The following is an 18,245-nucleotide window of genomic DNA, read 5'->3' as shown; positions in this document are numbered from 1 at the left end:
CTAGCTCTGAAACGGCACGCTCAACAGCGCGAGCGCGATGAACATGGCGAGCCACAGGATCACGCTGCGCTCGACCAGTATCAGCGCTGCCTCGATATGCTGCGCGCTGGCCGTGTGGCCCGCTCCGAGCGTCGGACGCTGTTCTATCGCGCCGTGATAGACCGCTGCGCCGCCGAGCAGCACATTGAGGCTGCCCGCGCCGGATGCCATCACAGGTCCGGCGTTCGGACTGTCCCAGCGCGGCGCTTGTTCGCGCCAGCATTGCAAGGCGGTTCGCGTGTCACCGAGCAACGCGTAACTGAGGGCCGTCAGACGCGCGGGCACGTAGTTGAGCACATCGTCGAAACGCGCGGCCGCCCAGCCGAAGCGCAGATAGCGCGGCGTGCGATAACCCCACATCGCATCGAGCGTATTCGCGAGACGGAACGCGAGCGCGCCCGGACCGCCGAAGATCGCAAACCAGAACAGCGCGCCGAAGATCGCATCGTTGCCGTTTTCCAATGCCGACTCGACGGCGGCTCGCGACAGCGCGCTTTCGTCCGCATGCGATGTTTCGCGCGACACGATGCGCGCCGTCAACACACGCGCCTGCGCGAGATCGCGTTTCGCGAGTGCGCGGCCGATCGGCTCGATGTGATCGTGCAGGCTGCGCGCACCCAGCGCGAAGTAAAGCAGCGCGACATGCAGCGCGCACGACCAGATCAACGGCAGCGTCAGCACGAGCCACGTGGCGATCAGAACGGGCGGCGCGACGGCAAGCAGCCACGCGAGAATGCCGAACAGCCGGCCGCGACGCCCCGTGTTCAGCGCGGCTTCGAGCTTTGCCGCGAGCTTGCCGAAGCCGACCAGCGGATGCGCGCGGCGCGGTTCGCCGAACCATTTGTCGACGGCGACAGCGGCCGTGGCGAGCGTCGCGACAAGCGGCAAGGACAGCAGCATCATGCGCGGCTCGCGGGTTTCAGTTGCAGCGGCAGGCCCGCGACCATCATCGTTGCCTGCGTGCTGATCGCGGCGATGCGTTGGTTCAGACGGCCGAGTTCGTCGACATAAAGACGCGTCGCCGCGCCGAGCGGCACGACGCCAAGTCCGATCTCGTTGCTGACGACAATGATCTTCGCGCGCGCCTGCGCGAGCGTCGTTTCGAGCGCGGCGAAACGGTCGAGGTAATCGGCTAGCGGCGGCGAGCCATCGGCAGGGCAGAGCAGGTTCGCGAGCCACAAGGTCAGGCAGTCGATCAGCACGCAGTGCTCCGGCTGATCGATCGACGCGATGGCCTGCGGCAGATCGAGCGGCGCTTCGAGCAAGGCCCATTGCGCGGGCCGACGCTCGCGATGACGCGCGACGCGAGCGGCGAACTCATCGTCGCCAATGCGCGCGGTCGCGACATAGGTCACGGGCAATGCGCTCGCGCTCGCGAGTTGTTCGGCGTGCAGGCTCTTGCCCGAGCGCGCGCCGCCGAGGACGAAGGTGAGGTCGCGGGAAATCATCGCGTGATTGTACCGACTGTCCCATCGTTCAAGCGCGTGGGCGTGAGTGCGATGGGATAATGCGGGCTTCCTCTCTCACCCTGTTCGCGCACCCTGTGGCTTCCATTCCCGACGCTTCGATTGAACCGCTCGACGTGCCGCGCGGCACGCTAATGATTCAAGGCACGACATCCGATGCGGGCAAGAGCACGCTCGTCGCCGGTCTGTGCCGTCTCGCGCGGCGCACGGGTGCGCGGGTCGCGCCGTTCAAGCCGCAGAACATGGCGCTCAACAGCGCAGTGACCGTCGACGGCGGCGAGATCGGCCGCGCGCAGGCGCTGCAGGCGGTGGCCGCGGGCATCGACGCGCATACCGATCTCAACCCCGTGCTGCTCAAGCCGACCAGCGATCGCGGCGCGCAGGTGATCATCCACGGCAAGGCGCGCATGAATCTCGACGCGCGCGCGTATCACGACTACAAGCCCATCGCGTTCGAAGCGGTGCTCGAATCGTATGCGCGGCTCAAGGCGTCGTACGACACGATCTTCGTCGAAGGCGCGGGCAGTCCCGCTGAGATCAATCTGCGCGAGCGCGACATCGCGAACATGGGTTTCGCGGAAGCTGTCGATTGCCCCGTCGTGCTCGTCGCGGACATCGATCGAGGCGGCGTGTTCGCGCATCTGACGGGCACGCTCGCGTGTTTGTCCGAGACCGAGCAGGCGCGCGTGCGCGGCTTCGTGATCAACCGCTTTCGCGGCGACGTGAGTCTGTTGCAGCCGGGGCTCGACTGGCTGGAAGCGAAGACGGGCAAGCTCGTGCTTGGCGTCGTGCCGTATCTGCATGGCCTCACGCTCGATGCCGAAGACATGTTGCCGCGTGAATTGCGGGCGGCGAATGCGGATGGTCTGGAGATGCTGCGCGTCGTCGTGCCCGTGCTGCCGCACATCAGCAATCACACGGATTTCGATGCGCTGCGCGCCCATCCGCAAGTTGACTTCCATTACGTGCGCGCGGGCAGCACGCCGCCGCCCGCGGATCTCATCATCCTGCCCGGCTCGAAGAACGTGCAGGGCGATCTGGCGTTCTTGCGTGCGCAGGGCTGGGACGCCGTGCTGCAACGGCATCTGCGCTATGGCGGGCGGGTGATCGGGATTTGCGGCGGCATGCAAATGCTCGGGCGCGAAGTGGCCGACCCGTATGGCGTCGAAGGGCCGCCCGCGACCGTTGCCGGGCTCGGCTGGCTCGACTTTTCGACGACCCTCACGCGCGAGAAAACGCTCAAGAACGTGACGGGACGCCTTGCCGCCGAAGCCGCTGGAATCTCCGGCTATGAGATTCACATGGGCGAGACCCAAGGGCCCGCGCTCGATGCTCCAGCGCTGCTGCTCGCCGACGAGACAGGCGGCCTGCGCCCTGACGGCGCCCGTTCCGCCGACGGCCAGATTCTCGCGACCTACGTACACGGTTTGTTCGACACGCCCGCCGCGTGCGCGTCGCTGCTCGCGTGGGCGGGGTTGAGGGAAGCCGAGGCGATCGACTATCCGGCGCTGCGCGAGGCGTCGCTGGAGCGTCTCGCTGATACGCTCGCCGAACATCTCGATTTGAAGCGGTTGTGGGCGGCTGTCGGTTGATTCTTTCTCAATAGGAATTAATCTAAGCCACCAAAGCGATTTTTCCTACGCATCGGTTCGAATAAAGTCCGTTCCATCGACGGCGCATTCCGCGCGGTCAACCCGATCTCAAGGAACCGACATGAACCCGACCGTCGACAGCAAACCCGAGCTTGCCGCCACGATCCTGCGCGTCGCGCTAGCCGTGTTGTACCTGGCGCACAGCCTGCAGAAAATCTTCGTCTTCACGCTGCCGGGCACGGCGCAATTCTTCCAGTCGATCGGTTATCCGGGCTGGCTCGGCTATCTGACGGCCTTCGTCGAGCTGGCCGGCGGCATCGCGCTGCTACTTGGCGTGCAGGTCCGCTGGGTCGCGCTGGTGCTGTTGCCGTTCATGCTCGGCGCGCTGTCGGTGCATCTGCCGAACGGCTGGGGCTTCGTGTCGCCGCATGGCGGCTGGGAGTACCCGGCGTTCTGGGCGGTCACGCTCGTCGTGCAGTCGCTGCTAGGCAATGGGCTGTATGCAGTGGGTGGCGTGAAGGCGGCATCGATTGGTCAGGCGCGCAAGGCGGCCTGAAGCATCGAGCGATGCGGCGCGGGCAAGCCGGTGCGCGACTGACGCGCCGCTTGCCCGCTGAATCATTTGCGCCCTTGCCGTAGCGCATCCGCGATGCGTTCGGCCACTTCCCGCCAGTTTCGCGCATCCGATTGCCGGAAGAGGCGCATCACGCCCGGATACCACGGCGAGTCGTCCCGTTCCAGCAGCCAGCGCCAGTCAGTCCAGTCGTGCGGCAGCATCAGCCAGCACGGCTTGCCGAGCGCGCCCGCGATGTGCGCAGCTGCCGTGTCCACGGTGATCAGCAGGTCCAGTTGCGTGATGATGGCCGCTGTATCGGCGAAATCCTCGATGGTGGAGCCCAGATGCACGATGGGCTGGTTAGCGGGCGGCGCGGTGGCGTCCGTCTCGCCCTGGCCTTTCTGCAGACTGAAGAATGTCACCCCGGGCACCGTCCACAATGGCGCGAGCGGCGCGAGACCGGGAACCGAGCGTGTGGCGTCATGCTGGTTTTCGGCGAAGCCTTTCCAGACCAGCCCGACCTTCAGCCCGCTTCCAACGGACAGGTGCGCGCGCCAGCGCTCGATGCGCTCCGGCAACGCATGGAGATAAGGCAGCGCGGCGGGAATCGTGGAGAGCGTGGTGCCGAACCGCAGCGGGAGGCTCAGCGGGTACGCCCAGTAGTCGTGCGGGGGGAGGCCGGCGGTATGGGTTCTGATCTCGTTCACACCGCCTATCGTGTCCATCAGCGGCTTCAGTGGCGCAGGGCACATCAGCGTCAGATGACGCACGCCGAGCCTCTTCAGGAACGGCGCATAACGCGCGAACTGCACGCAGTCGCCATATCCTTGCTCGTGCCACAACACGAGCGACTTTCCCTCCAGCGATTCTCCCAGCCATTGACGCGTGCTTTCAGGCGGCGGAGCTGCGTCTGGTTTGCGCCGCTGGGCAAGTCGGGCTTCGGCATGCGGCCAGCCTTCTTCGAGGCGGCCTTGCGTGAGCAGCAGGACACCAAGATTCCAGCGGGCATCGGCAAAGTCCGGCGCGAGAGCGAGCGTCTGACGATAGGCGGCTTCGGCTTCATCGTAGCGGCCCTGGAGCTTGAGCGCGGTGCCGAGATTGTGCAGAGCGTCGCGATGATCGGGTTGCACGGCGAGCGCGCGGCGGAACACGGCTTCGGCTTCGACGGGTCGCGCGCTACGCAGCAACGCCATGCCGAGGTTGTATAGCGCGTGGATATAGTTGCCGTCGAGTTCGAGCGCCACGCGCAGCGCGACAACGGCTTCGTCCAGCCGACCGACGCTCGCTAGCAGGTTGCCAAGATTGTTATGCGCGGCAAGGAACTGAGGTTCGACCTCGATTGCACGCCGATACGCGGCTTCGGCCTCTTCGACGCGTAAATCCTCGTGCAGGATTGCGGCGAACTGGAAATGGGCGAACGCGCAGTCCGGATCGATATCGAGGGCGCGGTGGCAGATTGCATAGGCCTCTTGCGTCCGATTGCGCTTCAGCAGTAGTTCCGCAAGATTGCCAAGGCACAGCGGGTCTTCTCTCAGCGCGATCGAACGGTGGAGCAGCGCTTCGGCTTCGATCCACATGCCGCGCACCGATAACACGACGCCCAGCAGGCGTAACGCCTCGGGGTCATGCGGGTTGCTTTCGAGCGTTTCGCGGTAGCCGCGTTCGGCTTCGTCATAGCGGCCGGCGCGGTGCGCCTCTAGCGCGGCTTCAAAGGTCGGAAGTTGAGAAGACATGTCGCTGGAATGAGGGATGCGCCGCTGCAACGACGCTGGCGCATCCGATCATACGCGCGGGCCGGGACGGGATTTGTCGCAAATCGTCATGGTGGCGCGCCGCGTCAACGACGTATCAGTACAGCACTATCTGCGTGCAGCGAAACAGCGCCATCGTCTTGCCGTCAGGCCCCGTCACGGTCGCGTCCCACACCTGCGTGCTGCGGCCCAGATGCACGGCCTTCGCGACGGCGCGGATCGTGCCTTCCGTCGAAGTCCCGAGAAAATTGCTCTTCAGCTCGATCGTCGTGAAATTGCGCGCGTTGTCGGGCAGATGCGCGAGGCACGCGTAGCCGCAGGCGGTATCGGCGAGACCGATCACGGTGGCCGCATGCAGGAAGCCGTTCGGCGCGAGCAGCTCGCTGCGCACGGTCAGTTCGGCCGTCAGCACGCCTTCTTCCAGGCCCGTGACGCGTACGCCCAGCAAGCCCGGCAGCGAGCCTTTCTGGCGTTCGTGAAGCCGGTCGATCGTGTATTCGCTGCGAAGTTTGCTCATGGTCATGATTCTCGAAAAAAAGGGCTGGAAGCGTCCCTCAGGCGCGTAGGGACTTCGGCCTGACGGGTTTTGCCGATATTATCAACGGCTGGAACCAATCGGCCATGCCGCATGCACAGGCAACGGAACGGCACGAACCGTCGCCGCGAGCCGCAACTCGCGGGCGGGCCGGAAGTCGAGCGGCAAACCGGCTGGCCAGCGCCAGCCATCTTCCCGGGAGAATTCATGACGGTGATCGTGGTGGCGAATCCAAAGGGCGGCGTGGGCAAGAGCACGCTGTCGACCAATCTGGCTGGCTATTTCGCGGCCGAAGGCCAATGGGTCGCGCTCGCCGACCTCGACCGGCAGCAGTCCGCGCACGCATGGCTGGATCTGCGTCCGGAAACCCTGCCGGCCATCGAAACCTGGGAGGTCGACCCCGATGCGCCGGCGAAGCCGCCCAAAGGCCTCGAGCAGGCCGTGATCGACACGCCCGCCGGACTGCACGGCAACCGGCTGAACCTGGCGTTGTCGCTGGCGGACAAGGTGATCGTGCCGCTGCAGCCGTCCATCTTCGATATTCTCGCGACCAAGGAATTTCTCGAGCGGCTCGCCAAAGAGAAAGCCGTGCGCAAGGGCGCAATCGAAATCGGCGTGGTCGGCATGCGGGTGGATGCGCGCACGAAGTCGGCGGACCAGCTGCATCGTTTCGTCGAAGGGCTCGATCTGCCCGTGCTCGGCTATCTGCGCGACACGCAGAACTACGTGCAACTCGCGGCGCACGGCCTGACGCTGTGGGACGTCGCGAAGAGCCGGGTCGAAAAAGATCTGGAGCAGTGGGCGTCGATCACGTCGTGGGTCGACGGGAAGGCCGCGCACGGGAAGGGCGGCGGCAAAAAAGACTAAAGGCGCTTGTCGCAAGCGCCTTTAGTGATGTCGTGCAGATGATTCAGGCAGCGGAGCGATCAGCTCCAGCTTTGCGTCGGCACGTGGTCGCGGCTGCCCTTGATCACGTTGTTTTCATCGACGAACACCAGATCGGGCTTCCAGCCCGCCTTCAATTCTTCCTCGTCGACGTTCGCGAACGCCGCGATGATCACCAGGTCGCCCAGTTGCGCGCGCCGCGCCGCCGAGCCGTTCAGCGAGATCATGCCGCTGCCGCGCTCGCCCTTGATCGCATACGTCGAGAAGCGCTCGCCGTTGTTGATGTTCCAGATGTCGATGCGCTCGTTTTCGACGATGTTCGCCGCTTCGAGCAGGTTCTCGTCGATCGCGCACGAGCCTTCGTAGTGCAGTTCGCAGTGCGTGACCACGGCGCGGTGAATCTTCGACTTCAGCATGTTGCGTTGCATGGCTAATCCTTCTGGCCGTCAGATTTCAAGGTTGTCGATCAGGCGCGTCGCGCCGAGCTTCGCGGCGGCGAGCACGACGAGCGGCGCGTCCAGTTCGTGCGCGGCGGGCGCGACGAGGTTCGAACGCTTGCGGATCGCGATGTAGTCCGGCTTCCAGCCGCGCGCAGCCAGCGACGCCACCGCCTCCTGCTCCAGCTTCGCAAAGTCGCGGTTGCCCGACAGCACGCCTTCGCGCACGCGCGCGAGCGCGACGGCGAGCATCGGCGCCTCGGCGCGCTCGGCCTCGCTCAGAAAGCGGTTGCGCGAGCTGAGCGCGAGGCCGTCGGCATCGCGCACGGTTTCGGCGGCGATGATGTCGCACGGCAGCGCGAACTGCTCGGTCATTGCGCGCACGATCATCAACTGCTGGTAATCCTTCTTGCCGAACACGGCGACGCGCGGCTGTACGCACGACATCAGCTTCATCACGACCGTGCAGACGCCCGTGAAGAAGCCGGGGCGGAACTCGCCTTCGAGGATGTCGCCGAGATCGTGCGGCGGATGCACGCGGTATTCCTGCGGCTGCGGATACATGTCGCGCTCCGTCGGCGCGAACAGCACGTAGACGTTTTCCTTCTGCAGCTTGTTGATGTCGTCCTGGAGCGTGCGCGGATACTTGTCGAAGTCTTCGTTCGGTCCGAACTGAAGGCGGTTCACGAAGATGCTCGCCACCACCGGGTCGCCGTGCTGGCGCGCGAGGCGCATCAGCGACAGATGGCCCTCGTGGAGGTTGCCCATCGTCGGCACGAAGGCGGTGCGGTTTTGGCCGCGCAACTGGTCGCGCAATTCCTGGATCGAGCTGATGACTTTCATGATCGGGCAATGTTGTGAGTCACGCCGACCGCTGGCAGGCGGCAGCGAGGCTCGCGGTTGTCTCGTTCACGCGACGGTGCGCGCATTTTCGGGAAATCCATCTGAAGCCCGGCGCAGGCCGTCCGGTAGGCTGGCTTCGAGCGCGGGATTGTAGTGGATTTATTGTCGTGCTGCACCGAGTTTGGGCGGCGGGGTAAACGCCTGGAATCCCGGATACTGGAACGGAACGCGGGGCGGATAAGCCACGCGAGGCCAAGCGGTACGGCGTCCGGAAAGCTTCGTTTCGGTTCCGTGAACGGCTGCGACAGCGGGAAGAAGGCGTGCTGCAACGACGTCCCCGCGCGCGGCCGGCAGCCCGTCAGGCCGGCAGATAGGCCAGCCGCACGTAAATCGGCGCGAACGGCTCGGCTTGCGTGATCTCGATCAACGATTCACGCGACAGTTCGAGCATCGCGATGAAGTTCACGACGACGACGGGTACGCCGCGCGTCGTGTCGAACAATTCGGAAAACTCCATGAAGCGCGCGCCCTGCAGCCTGCGCAGGATCACGCTCATGTGCTCGCGCACGGACAGCTCTTCGCGCGAAATCCTGTGATGTTGGACGAGCTTGGCGCGCTTGATCACGTCGGCCCACGCGGAGCGCAGGTCGTCCGTGTTCACGTCCGGGAAGCGCGGCGTGATGCTCTGCTCGATATACACCTCGGCGCGCAGGAAATCGCGTCCGAGTTGGGGCAACTGGTCCAGACGCTGCGCGGCGAGCTTCATCTGCTCGTATTCGAGCAGGCGGCGGACCAGTTCGGCGCGCGGGTCTTCCGCTTCGTCGCCGGTGTCGGCCTTCTTCACGGGCAGCAGCATGCGCGACTTGATCTCGATGAGCATCGCGGCCATCAGCAGATATTCGGCGGCGAGTTCGAGATTGGTCTTGCGCAACTGTTCGACATAGCCGAGATACTGGTTCGTGACTTCGGCCATCGGAATGTCGAGCACGTTGAAGTTCTGCTTGCGAATCAGGTACAGCAGCAGATCCAGCGGGCCTTCGAACGTCTCCAGAAAGACTTCGAGCGCGTCGGGCGGGATGTAGAGATCCTGCGGCAGCTTGAAGAGCGGCTCGCCGTACAGGCGAGCGAAAGCGATGCCGTCGACGGTGTTGGGCGTCGAATCGGTAGCGGGCGCGGCGAGCGCTGCGTCGGGCTGTCCCGAAGCGGCGCGGGCCTCGTCGGCGATGGTCACTTAGAAGTTCTGGTAGTAGACGTACGAGTTCTGCTTCACGCGCGCTTCCTGATTGGCTGCACGCTCGTCGAGGTCGATCGGCTGCTTGTCCCACAGCAGCGAGCGGCCGCGGCGCTGCTCTTCTTCCAGGGTGGGCTTTTGCGACTTCAGTTGATTCAGGAACTGCGTGATATCCGATTGATACATGGCTCGACGTCCGTGAATGAAGATGACGGCGCCCCGACGTGCTGATGACGCGGGGCCGCTCGTGCAGAACAGGATTTTACCGCAAGCTCGCCAACGCCAAGCGAAAAGTCGGCGGAACCTGGCGGAACCGTGGGCGGCCGGCGGCGTCCAAGGCGGGCGCTCGTTGCACCGTGCCGCCTCAGGGCCACGTGCGGCGCCCGTGGCCGCGGCGTATCCCGTAAATGGCGCTGGGGCGCCGATGTGTTCAAATAGCGCTCGTTCCCCCTGCGCCCAAGCGGGCCGGGTGTCGGCATTCTTCAACAATGGTCAATAAGAGCCGGAGGTCGCGTTTGGCGGGGTGGGCCATCGAGCGGTCGCGCAGGCATCGCAACGAAAGCACCGTGACGGGCCGTCGCGCGATGCAACGCGCATCGTTTGCGGCGATGCTGCTGCGCGCATGTCTGTCGTGCGGGTTCTGCGTGCTGCTGCTCGTCACGACGCACGCCCATGCCGCGCGCGCCAAGCCGACTTACGAGGTCGACGTGGAAGCGGAGCCGCGCTCGTTGCGCAAGCTGCTCGAAGAGCATCTGGACATTTCCCGCTTCGCGAAACGCGAGGACATCAGCCCCGAGCAATTCGACTTCCTCGTGACGGCGACGCCTCAGCAGGTACGCGATCTGACGTCGACGCAAGGCTATTTCACGCCCATCGTGCGGACCGACGTGCGCACCATCGACGGCAAAAAGGTCGTGCGCGTCTCCGTCGATCCCGGCCCGCGCACGACCATTTCGTCGATTTCACTGTCGTTTCGCGGCCCCGTGCTGACGGAAGACCCCGAGCAGGAAAACAAGACGCGCTTTGCGTTCTCGCTGCACGAGGGCGAACCGTTCACGCAGACGAGCTGGGACGACGCGAAGGAGGCGTCGCTCAAGGCGCTGCAGTCGCGCCGCTATCTGGGCGCGAAAATCTCGCGCTCGGAAGCGCGGATCGATCCGCGCACGCACGACGCGAAGCTGTCCGTCACCTACGACAGCGGCCCCACGTTCACGATGGGCCAGCTCGATGTGTCGGGCACGCGGCGCTATCCCGAACGTATCGTCAGGAACGTGAATCCGATCTCGCCGGGCGAAGTCTACGATGTCCAGCGCGTGACCGAGCTGCAGCGCCAGTTGCAGAACACGCCGTACTACGCGAGCGTCGCGATCGATGTCGGCAACGACACGGAAAAGCCGCTCGACACCCCCCTGCACGTAAAGGTCAGCGAGTTTCCGTACAACAGTGTGCGCGGCGGCGTCGGCTATTCGACGGACACGGGCGCGCACGTGCAGGGCTCGTATTCGTATCTCGACACGTTCGGCGCGGCCTGGCCGTTTACCGTCGCTGGCCGGCTCGACCAGATCCAGCAGTACGGCCAGGTGACGCTAGCGATGCCGCCGGGCCTGCGCGGCTGGACCAACAGCGCGCTCGTGTCGTACACCAGCACCAACGTGTCCGACACGCGCATCTACAGCTTGCGCGCGGGCGTGCAGCGCACGCGGACGTCGCAGTACATCGACTACGCTTACTCGCTGCTCTACTACCAGGACAGGCTGGACCAGAATACCCAGGCGCCGACCACGAGCCGCGCGCTCGTGCCCGGATGGTCATGGACGCGCCGCAATACGGACGACCCGCTGTTTCCGCGCTCGGGCAACCTGATCCACGTCGAGGCGGGCTTTGCCGTCAAGGGCGTGGCGACCGACCAGACCTTCATTCGCGGCTATGCGCGCGGCCAGCAATACTTGCCCGTCGGCGCGCGCGACCTTGTCCTGTTTCGCGCGGAACTGGGCGGCGTGTTCACGAGCGGGCCGTCGAGCGGCGTGCCCGCGTCGCTGCTGTTCCGCGCGGGCGGGTCGAACTCGGTGCGCGGCTACGCGTATCAGAGCATCGGTAACAACGTCGGCGGCTCGATTCTGCCGACCAAGTACCTCGTGACGGCCACTTCCGAATATCAGCACTGGTTCAACCGCGACTGGGGCGCGGCCGCGTTCTTCGACATCGGCACGGCCACCGACGCGTGGGGCGAGAAAGTCTTCTATCCGGGCGTCGGCCTGGGCGCGCGATGGCGCAGCCCCGTTGGCCCGGTCAACATCGATGTCGCGTACGGCACGCGTAACCGCAGCGTGCGGCCGTATCTGACGCTTGGCATTGCGTTCTGACATCACACTGAATCGACGGCACTTTTTGAGCATGACGACGGACCCATCCGAAAACCCATCCGACCATCCGTCCGGCGGCGCACCGCCTGGCGGAGAACCACCGGGCGGCGATCCGCGGGGCGGCCCTCCGCCGGGCGGTCCGGATGGCTCGGACACGCCACCGCCGAGGAAGCGGCGCCGTTTGTGGACGAAGATCGTATGGGCGATCACCGTGCCGGCGGTGCTTGTTGCGCTGGTCGGCGGGCTGCTGTACGGCGTGGTCGTCACCGAGCGCGGCACCGCGTACGCGTGGCAGACGACCGTGAAGCTGTTGCACGGCCAGCTCGAAGGCAAGCTCGACGGCGGCGCGATCGCGACGGGGCTGCATATGCGCGACGTGCGCTGGCGCAGCCTCGACGGGAGCGGCACGGACATTCGCGTCGACCGCATCGACGGGAAATGGGCGCTGTCCGACAAGCCGTGGCGTTTTGTCGTCGATTATCTGCATATCGGCACCGTCGACGCGCGTATCGCGCCGTCCACGTCGAAGTCCGAGCCGATGAGCCTGCCGAAGGATCTGCGCTTGCCGCTGCAACTGGCCGTGCGAGATCTGAGCGTCGAGAAGCTGATCCTGCACGAGGGCGCATCCACCTCGGAATACGCGCGGCTGCTGTTTCATGGGCGCAGCGACGGGCGCCATCACGAGGCTTCCGTCGATCGCCTCGACACGCCGTTCGGCGCGGTGACGGCAGCGGCGAAGCTCGACGGCGTGCGGCCGTTTCCACTGACAGGCGACGCGGGCTATTCGGGCAAGGTCAACGACGAAGCCGTTCAGGTGCGCGCGCATCTTTCTGGGTCGCTCGAAACGCTGATAGCCGAACTCGACGCATCGGGGATGAAGCTGACGGGCCACGCGCGCGTCGAGGCGACGCCGTTCGCGGAGGTGCCGCTGCAACGCGCGACGCTGGTCTTCGATCACGTCAATCCGCAAGCCTTCGCGCCCGGCGCGCCGCTGGCCGATCTCGCCGTGCGCGCGGAGTTGCAGCCGGTGCAGCGGGACGCGGCAGGGCGTGTGGTGCCGGCGAGTGGGGCGGACGTGGCCAGTGCCGTGGCGGCTGCGAGCACGGTTGCGGCGGCGAGTTCGGCAGGTTCGGCAAGCGCGGTGAAATCAGGGCGTGCGGCCAGTTCGGCGAGCGCGACGAAATCTGCGCACGCGGCCAGTACGGCGAGCGTGGTGAAATCTGCGCGCGCAGCTAGTTCGGCCAGCTCGCCAAAAGCAGGCCACGCGGCAAGTTCGGCAGTCCTCGCGAGTGCGGCAAGCGCGCCGCTCGCAGCCTCTCAGGCGCAAGCAGACGCCGCCCATGGTTCGCCGGGCTTTGCGGTGCAAGGCCAGTTGTCGATCGTGAACGCAAAGCCAGGCTCAATCGACGCGCATCTGCTGCCGCTGATCGACGCGCGCGCCGACGTGCAGCTCGACGCCAAGGCGCAGCGCATCTCGAACCTCAACGTGCGTCTGATCAAGGAAGCGACCGTCACGGGCGGCGGCGCGTTGATGGGCAAGCGTGGCCAGTTCGACCTGAAGGTCGCGAAACTCGATCTGAACGCACTGCAAGCGAGCGTGCGGCCGACGCAGTTCGGCGGCCCTGTCTCGATACGGCTGAACGACGACGTGCAGAGCGTCACGCTCGATCTGAACGATCCGAAGGCGGCGCTGCGCGTGCAAGGCAAGGTCACGCTCGATCCCGCGCGCACCAGTTTCAACGACGTGCGCGTGAGTTCAGGCAAAGGACGCATCGACCTGAACGGCGCGATCAAGCGCGACGCCAGTTCCACCTATAACCTGAAGGCGACGCTGACGGACTTCGATCCGCTGTCGCTGACGACGCAAACGCCGTCGCGCGCGGCGGCGCCCGCGACTACCAGCGGCTCAGGCAAGGGCAAAGACAAGCGCGCTCAGGTGAGCGCGCCGAACGCGCCCGTGAAGGCACCTGCGTCGCGCAAGATCGAAGCGCGCGTGAACGGCACGCTAACGGCGGCGGGCTTGCTCGCACCAACTTTCACGACAAAGGCCGAGTTCCGTCTCGGCGAAAGCGTCTACGACGGCTTGCCAATGACGGGCAGCGGCGTCATCCAACTGGCGGGGTCGCGCATTCTGCCGAGCCGCGCGAATCTGTCGGTGGCGGGCAATCAGGTCGATCTGCAAGGCAGCTTCGGCGCGCGCGGCGACCGGCTGCGCTTTCATATCGACGCGCCGGAACTGGAGCGCCTCGGCTTCGGCCTCGCCGGCCTCGTCGCGGCGCAGGGCGACGTGACGGGCACCTTCGAGCATCCCAATGTCGCGCTCGACTACAAGGCCGACAGCGTCGTGTTCGGCGCGAACAAGGTCGGGCACGCGGAAGGGCACGCCGAGATCCGCGACGGCGCGAACGGCGCGATGGTCTTCACGACGGATGCGCGCAATATCAGCACGGCGGGCGTCGAGCTGAACACGCTCACCGCGCACCTGAACGGCACGCGCGCGAAGCACACGCTCGACGCCGCCGCGAAGGGCACGCTGCAAGGCCGCCCGCTCGATCTCGCCGTGGCCGCGAACGGCAAGCTCACCGATGCGCGCGACGGCACGCACTGGGACGGCACCGTCACGCGCCTGTCGAACAAGGGCACGCCCGCACTGAACATGGAGACACCGCTGACCGTCAGCGCGGGCGGCCAGCGCGTGACGCTCGGCCCGACGCGGCTCACGCTGGAAGGCTCGCTGCTCGATCTGAAGTCGTTTGCGCTCGATCACGGGCGCATCAAGTCGGCGGGTACGCTGACGGGCGTGTCGGTGGCACGCATGCTCGAACTGCGCCAGGAATTCACAGGCGTGCCGTCGACCTTGAAGACAGACCTCGTGTTCGACGGCGACTGGGACTTTGCGCTCGGCGAGACGGCGACGGGCCATATCGAGCTGAAGCGGCGCGGCGGCGACATCACGATCGAAGTGGGACGCGGCTTCGCGCCGCTCGGCATCACCGACGTCGCGGCGCGCGCGGACTTCAGCGGCGGCAACCAGTTGAACGCGACCGTGCATGCGCAGGCGAGCCGTATCGGCGTGGTCGACGCGTCCGCGCGCACGACGCTCGTGCCGCGCGACGGCGTGCTGGCAGTCAACGACGAAGGGCCGTTGTCGGGCTCGATCAACGCGAACGTGCCGTCGCTGAAGACGACGGGCGGCCTGTTCGGGCCGAGCTATCTGCTCGACGGCCATCTCGCGCTGAAGCTCGCGCTCGGCGGCACGGTGGCGAAGCCGAATCTGTCTGGATCGCTGGTTGGCGACGGTTTGTCCGCGACGCTCGTCGATCTCGGCGTGCAGTTGAAGGACGGCGTGGTGCGCATCGCGCTATCAGAGAACCTCGTCGATTTCCAGCAGGTCGAGTTCCACGGCGCGACGGGCACGCTGCGCGCAACGGGCCGCGTGCGGCTCGACAACACTGAGCCCGATCTGACGGCGAGCATCGTCGCCGATCAACTCGAACTGTTCGCGTCGCCGGACCGGCAACTGACGATGTCGGGCAGCGCGAGCGTCGCCAACGCGGGCACGCAGGGCGGGCTCGCGATCAACGGCAAGTTCGTCATCGATCATGCCCTGTTCGATATGCCCGACAAGTCCGAGCCGCGGCTGGGCGACGACGTCGTGGTGGTGCGTCCGGATGGATCGGTGGCGAGCGGCAAGCCGCAGGAAGTCGGCAATTCGAACAAGCCCGTCGGCGCGTTCGCGCCGCGCGCGAACATCGATATCGATCTCGGCCAGAAATTCCGCTTCCGCGGCCAGGGCGCGGACGTCGGCCTGCGCGGCACGATTACGGCGCTGTCCGCGCCGAATCTGCCGCTGCGGGCTGTGGGCAACGTGCGCGTGACGGAAGGTTCGACCTATATCGCGTTCGGCCGCAAGCTCGGCATCGAGAACGGCTTCTTCACGTTCAACGGACCGGTTGCGAACCCGGGCATCAATATTCTCGCGATGCGCCGCAACCAGCAGGTCGAAGCGGGCGTGCAGGTGACGGGCACGATCCAGTCGCCCGTCGCGAAGCTGGTGTCGGAGCCGAATGTGCCCGACAACGAAAAGCTGTCGTGGCTGCTGTTCGGACACGGCACCGATCAGGGCAACAACGTCGGCCAGCAAAGCACGATGACGACGGCGCTCGCGTTGCTCGGCAGCGCGAGCGGCAAGCGTATCGCGCAGGAGTTCGGGCTCGACGAGTTCTCGATCGGACGAAGCGAAGTGGGGCTGACCGATCCGCAGGTCGTGATGGTGTCGAAGGCGATGAGCGAATGGCTCGTGATCGGCTACGAACAGGGTTTGCAGTCGGCGAGCAACGCGATCAAGGCGACGGTGAACCTGACGCGTTACTGGTCGGTGGCCGTCTATGGCGGCACGTTCCAGGGGATGGATCTGCAATACACGAGGCGCTTCGACCGGCTGCGGTGGTGATAAAAAAACCGGCGGGGCGGCGAGCGCCCGGCCGGTTTCTGGCTGGAGAGCGAAGGCGACGTGCTACGTCGCCTTCACGTGGTCAGGCTTGAGTCTGCAACTTCGCGTGGCCCTGCGCCTGTGCGTTCACGAGTGCCAGCACATTCCGGCCAAACGCTTCGGGCCGCCCCTCGAAAATCCGTTCGACGGCTTTCGTCTCGATCATCTTGCGGCGCAACGCTTCGCGCTCCTCATGCTGGGTGGCAAGCCACACGGCTGCGCGCACGTATTCGTCGACGGAATGCGTGGTCAGCCAGTCGGGCATGTCCGCGCGTCCGAACAGACCGCTGTCGATATGCTCGAAGACCTCGCGGCCGCACAGGTTGACGCCGGGCAAGCCGAGCGTGAACGCGTCGACGATGCCGTTGGTGTTGCCGAACGGGAACGGGCTCACGAACATGTCCATCAGGTTGATCACCCTCAGATAGGCCGGATAGCTCATCCCGCCGTACACCACGACGTTTTCGAGCGGCAGCGCGGCCTCGACCAGACGGCGCACGTACGCGATATCGAGACCTTCGGCCCAGGACGTCATGAAGTGGAAGCCCACCGGGATGCCGGCCGTTTCGATGATGCGGCGGCACGCGTCGAGAAAGCGCGGATTCAGCTTCATGGCGCTCGCCGTCACGGCGATATTGATGAACTCGCCGCGCGTGGGGAGGCTCGGCGTGACGTCGGTGAGCAGTTTGGACGGCACGTACGGCTGGCCGTCTTTCGGCAATTGCATCAGCTTTTCGCTGAAGCACGCGGGATCGCCGACGAAGTCTTCCTCGACGCTCACGTAGTCGATGCATTCGGCGTGCATCGTCGCGGGATGGCCCAGCGCGGCGATCTGGAGCGGCGCGACGCGCACGTTCGTCATGAAGACCGTATGCGGGAACATGCCGACGCTCGGCATGTACAGCACGGCCGCCTGATTCTCGAGTGCGAAGTCGCGCACCTGCCGGACGATCTCGCCGACATATTCGGGATGCTCGAACGGAATGAAGCGGTCGAACACCGCGCGTCCCGCTTCGTCCACGTGCTGCGCTTCGCCGAACGCGACGACTTCGAAGCGCTCGCGCGCGGCGAGCATCGTGCGCGAATGCGTGCGATAGATCGAGTGGCCGCCGTTGAACCATTCGAGCACGACGACCATCAACGGTTTGCGCTCGCCGCGCGTTGCCGCCGCTTCGGGCGTTGCCACGCGGCCGACTTCGGCTTCGTGTTCGAGCAGGCCGAGCGTGCCCAGCTTCTTGCGCACCAGCCGGCTGATGCCTCGCTTGATCGCGTGCCGGTTCGGCAAGTCGGAATAGCTGCAATGCATGTACGCGCCGCAGACGGCCGGGCCGGCCAGATCGTCGAGATCTTCGATGGTTTCGAGGGCGCTGGGCAGCCATTCGATCAGACGTTCGCGCTTGGCGTGCGCCGCGGGCGAAATCACCACGGCCGAACTGACGACCGACATGCCGAGGCTCGTTGCCAGCACGGGGTCGCTCTTTGCCATGTCGGCGAGATCGATGTCGTATTCCGATTCCACGGTGTACAGCACGATCTGCTTTCTGATCAGCGCTTTCGCGACATCGGCGGCGGGCGCTTCGCCGGCGTCGGCGAGCAGCGCGCGCAGAATGTGGTCCGTGTTGCCATACGCCGACGCGACGAACAGCATGTTGAGGAAATGCCGGGCGGAGAAAAGCTGGTTGAACTGTTTTTCGGTCAGCTGGAACTGCGGATCGGAGAGGAGAGCGGTGATCGCGTGGGCGATGCGTTGCAGCGTCTGCGCGCCTTCTTCGCTGGCGGGTTTGGTGGGGTCGGCGAGCGCCAGTTCGACGCCGGGCAGTCTGCTGCGGTTCGAGGCCAACGTGTTGAACAACACGATCAACTCTTCATTCGCGGCGTCGTGATCGCGCGCAGCAACGAGGGATTCGAACCGGTCGAGGGAGAATTCAGTGCTCATGTCAATGCTCTGTGGAAGCGGCTCGGATTGCGCGAGCGCGTCATGTTCAATGGAAGGCGGAAGGCGCGGCGGCGTGGCTGATGCATCCACCGTGAGGCGCGTGTCGTCTGCGTAGAGGC

At 65.6% G+C, this 18,245-nt stretch carries 14 protein-coding genes; 5 read left to right on the top strand and 9 right to left on the bottom strand.

Annotated elements, in window-relative coordinates:
- Positions 1 to 942 carry an adenosylcobinamide-phosphate synthase CbiB gene (cbiB, locus tag BLT65_RS20975; RefSeq protein ID WP_091780476.1) on the bottom strand — a complete coding sequence of 314 codons (942 nt, stop codon included), beginning with the start codon at positions 940 to 942 and terminating at the stop codon, positions 1 to 3.
- Positions 939 to 1,487, bottom strand: coding sequence for a bifunctional adenosylcobinamide kinase/adenosylcobinamide-phosphate guanylyltransferase (cobU, locus tag BLT65_RS20970; RefSeq protein WP_091780473.1), 549 nt, complete (start codon positions 1,485 to 1,487; stop codon positions 939 to 941). The genes cbiB and cobU overlap by 4 nt, the downstream gene beginning before the upstream one ends.
- A gap of 152 nt (positions 1,488 to 1,639) precedes the next feature.
- On the opposite strand from cobU, the gene BLT65_RS20965 reads away from it, so the two are divergent.
- On the top strand, positions 1,640 to 3,097 hold the full coding sequence (locus BLT65_RS20965; RefSeq protein ID WP_208545786.1) for a cobyric acid synthase: 1,458 nt from the start codon (positions 1,640 to 1,642) through the stop codon (positions 3,095 to 3,097).
- Between the two features lie 121 nt (positions 3,098 to 3,218).
- Positions 3,219 to 3,653: a DoxX family protein gene (locus tag BLT65_RS20960; RefSeq protein ID WP_091780470.1), complete on the top strand. Its 435-nt coding sequence runs from the start codon at positions 3,219 to 3,221 to the stop codon at positions 3,651 to 3,653.
- Between the two features lie 62 nt (positions 3,654 to 3,715).
- On the opposite strand, the gene BLT65_RS20955 is transcribed toward BLT65_RS20960, so the two are convergent.
- Complete coding sequence (locus BLT65_RS20955) at positions 3,716 to 5,386, bottom strand: tetratricopeptide repeat protein (protein WP_091780467.1); 1,671 nt, start codon at positions 5,384 to 5,386, stop codon at positions 3,716 to 3,718.
- A gap of 115 nt (positions 5,387 to 5,501) precedes the next feature.
- Entirely contained in the window at positions 5,502 to 5,921 is a 420-nt protein-coding gene (locus BLT65_RS20950; RefSeq protein WP_042314856.1) for a PaaI family thioesterase, read from the bottom strand.
- Positions 5,922 to 6,146: 225 nt separating this feature from the next.
- Between BLT65_RS20950 and BLT65_RS20945 the strand changes: the two genes are divergently transcribed.
- A complete protein-coding gene (locus tag BLT65_RS20945; RefSeq protein WP_007588586.1) occupies positions 6,147 to 6,806 on the top strand; it encodes a ParA family protein in 660 nt (219 codons plus the stop codon).
- Positions 6,807 to 6,865: 59 nt separating this feature from the next.
- On the opposite strand, the gene panD is transcribed toward BLT65_RS20945, so the two are convergent.
- The 4 genes from panD to BLT65_RS20925 all read right to left on the bottom strand — a co-directional run bounded on the left by panD (position 6,866) and on the right by BLT65_RS20925 (position 9,521).
- Positions 6,866 to 7,252 carry an aspartate 1-decarboxylase gene (gene panD / locus BLT65_RS20940; protein WP_007588587.1) on the bottom strand — a complete coding sequence of 129 codons (387 nt, stop codon included), beginning with the start codon at positions 7,250 to 7,252 and terminating at the stop codon, positions 6,866 to 6,868.
- Positions 7,253 to 7,270: 18 nt separating this feature from the next.
- Positions 7,271 to 8,104, bottom strand: coding sequence for a pantoate--beta-alanine ligase (panC, locus tag BLT65_RS20935; protein WP_091780464.1), 834 nt, complete (start codon positions 8,102 to 8,104; stop codon positions 7,271 to 7,273).
- 358 nt (positions 8,105 to 8,462) lie between these two features.
- Positions 8,463 to 9,335, bottom strand: coding sequence for a segregation and condensation protein A (locus BLT65_RS20930; protein ID WP_007738241.1), 873 nt, complete (start codon positions 9,333 to 9,335; stop codon positions 8,463 to 8,465).
- Positions 9,336 to 9,521 carry a DUF3460 family protein gene (locus tag BLT65_RS20925; protein WP_007588593.1) on the bottom strand — a complete coding sequence of 62 codons (186 nt, stop codon included), beginning with the start codon at positions 9,519 to 9,521 and terminating at the stop codon, positions 9,336 to 9,338.
- A gap of 422 nt (positions 9,522 to 9,943) precedes the next feature.
- On the opposite strand from BLT65_RS20925, the gene BLT65_RS20920 reads away from it, so the two are divergent.
- Together BLT65_RS20920 and BLT65_RS20915 are read left to right on the top strand one after the other, a co-directional pair.
- On the top strand, positions 9,944 to 11,698 hold the full coding sequence (locus tag BLT65_RS20920; RefSeq protein WP_244186539.1) for an autotransporter assembly complex protein TamA: 1,755 nt from the start codon (positions 9,944 to 9,946) through the stop codon (positions 11,696 to 11,698).
- Between the two features lie 31 nt (positions 11,699 to 11,729).
- On the top strand, positions 11,730 to 16,151 hold the full coding sequence (locus BLT65_RS20915; RefSeq protein WP_091780458.1) for a translocation/assembly module TamB domain-containing protein: 4,422 nt from the start codon (positions 11,730 to 11,732) through the stop codon (positions 16,149 to 16,151).
- An 82-nt stretch (positions 16,152 to 16,233) separates the two neighbouring features.
- Here the strand turns inward: BLT65_RS20915 and BLT65_RS20910 are convergent, their stop codons facing one another.
- On the bottom strand, positions 16,234 to 18,126 hold the full coding sequence (locus BLT65_RS20910) for an adhesin (protein ID WP_167306511.1): 1,893 nt from the start codon (positions 18,124 to 18,126) through the stop codon (positions 16,234 to 16,236).
- Positions 18,127 to 18,245 lie beyond the last annotated feature (119 nt).

The sequence above is a fragment of the Paraburkholderia steynii genome (genome assembly GCF_900100565.1).
GTDB classification, from domain to species: Bacteria; Pseudomonadota; Gammaproteobacteria; order Burkholderiales; family Burkholderiaceae; genus Paraburkholderia; species Paraburkholderia terrae.
Note: the sequence above shows the minus strand (reverse complement) of the source record. Positions and strands in the feature narration are given on the sequence as shown.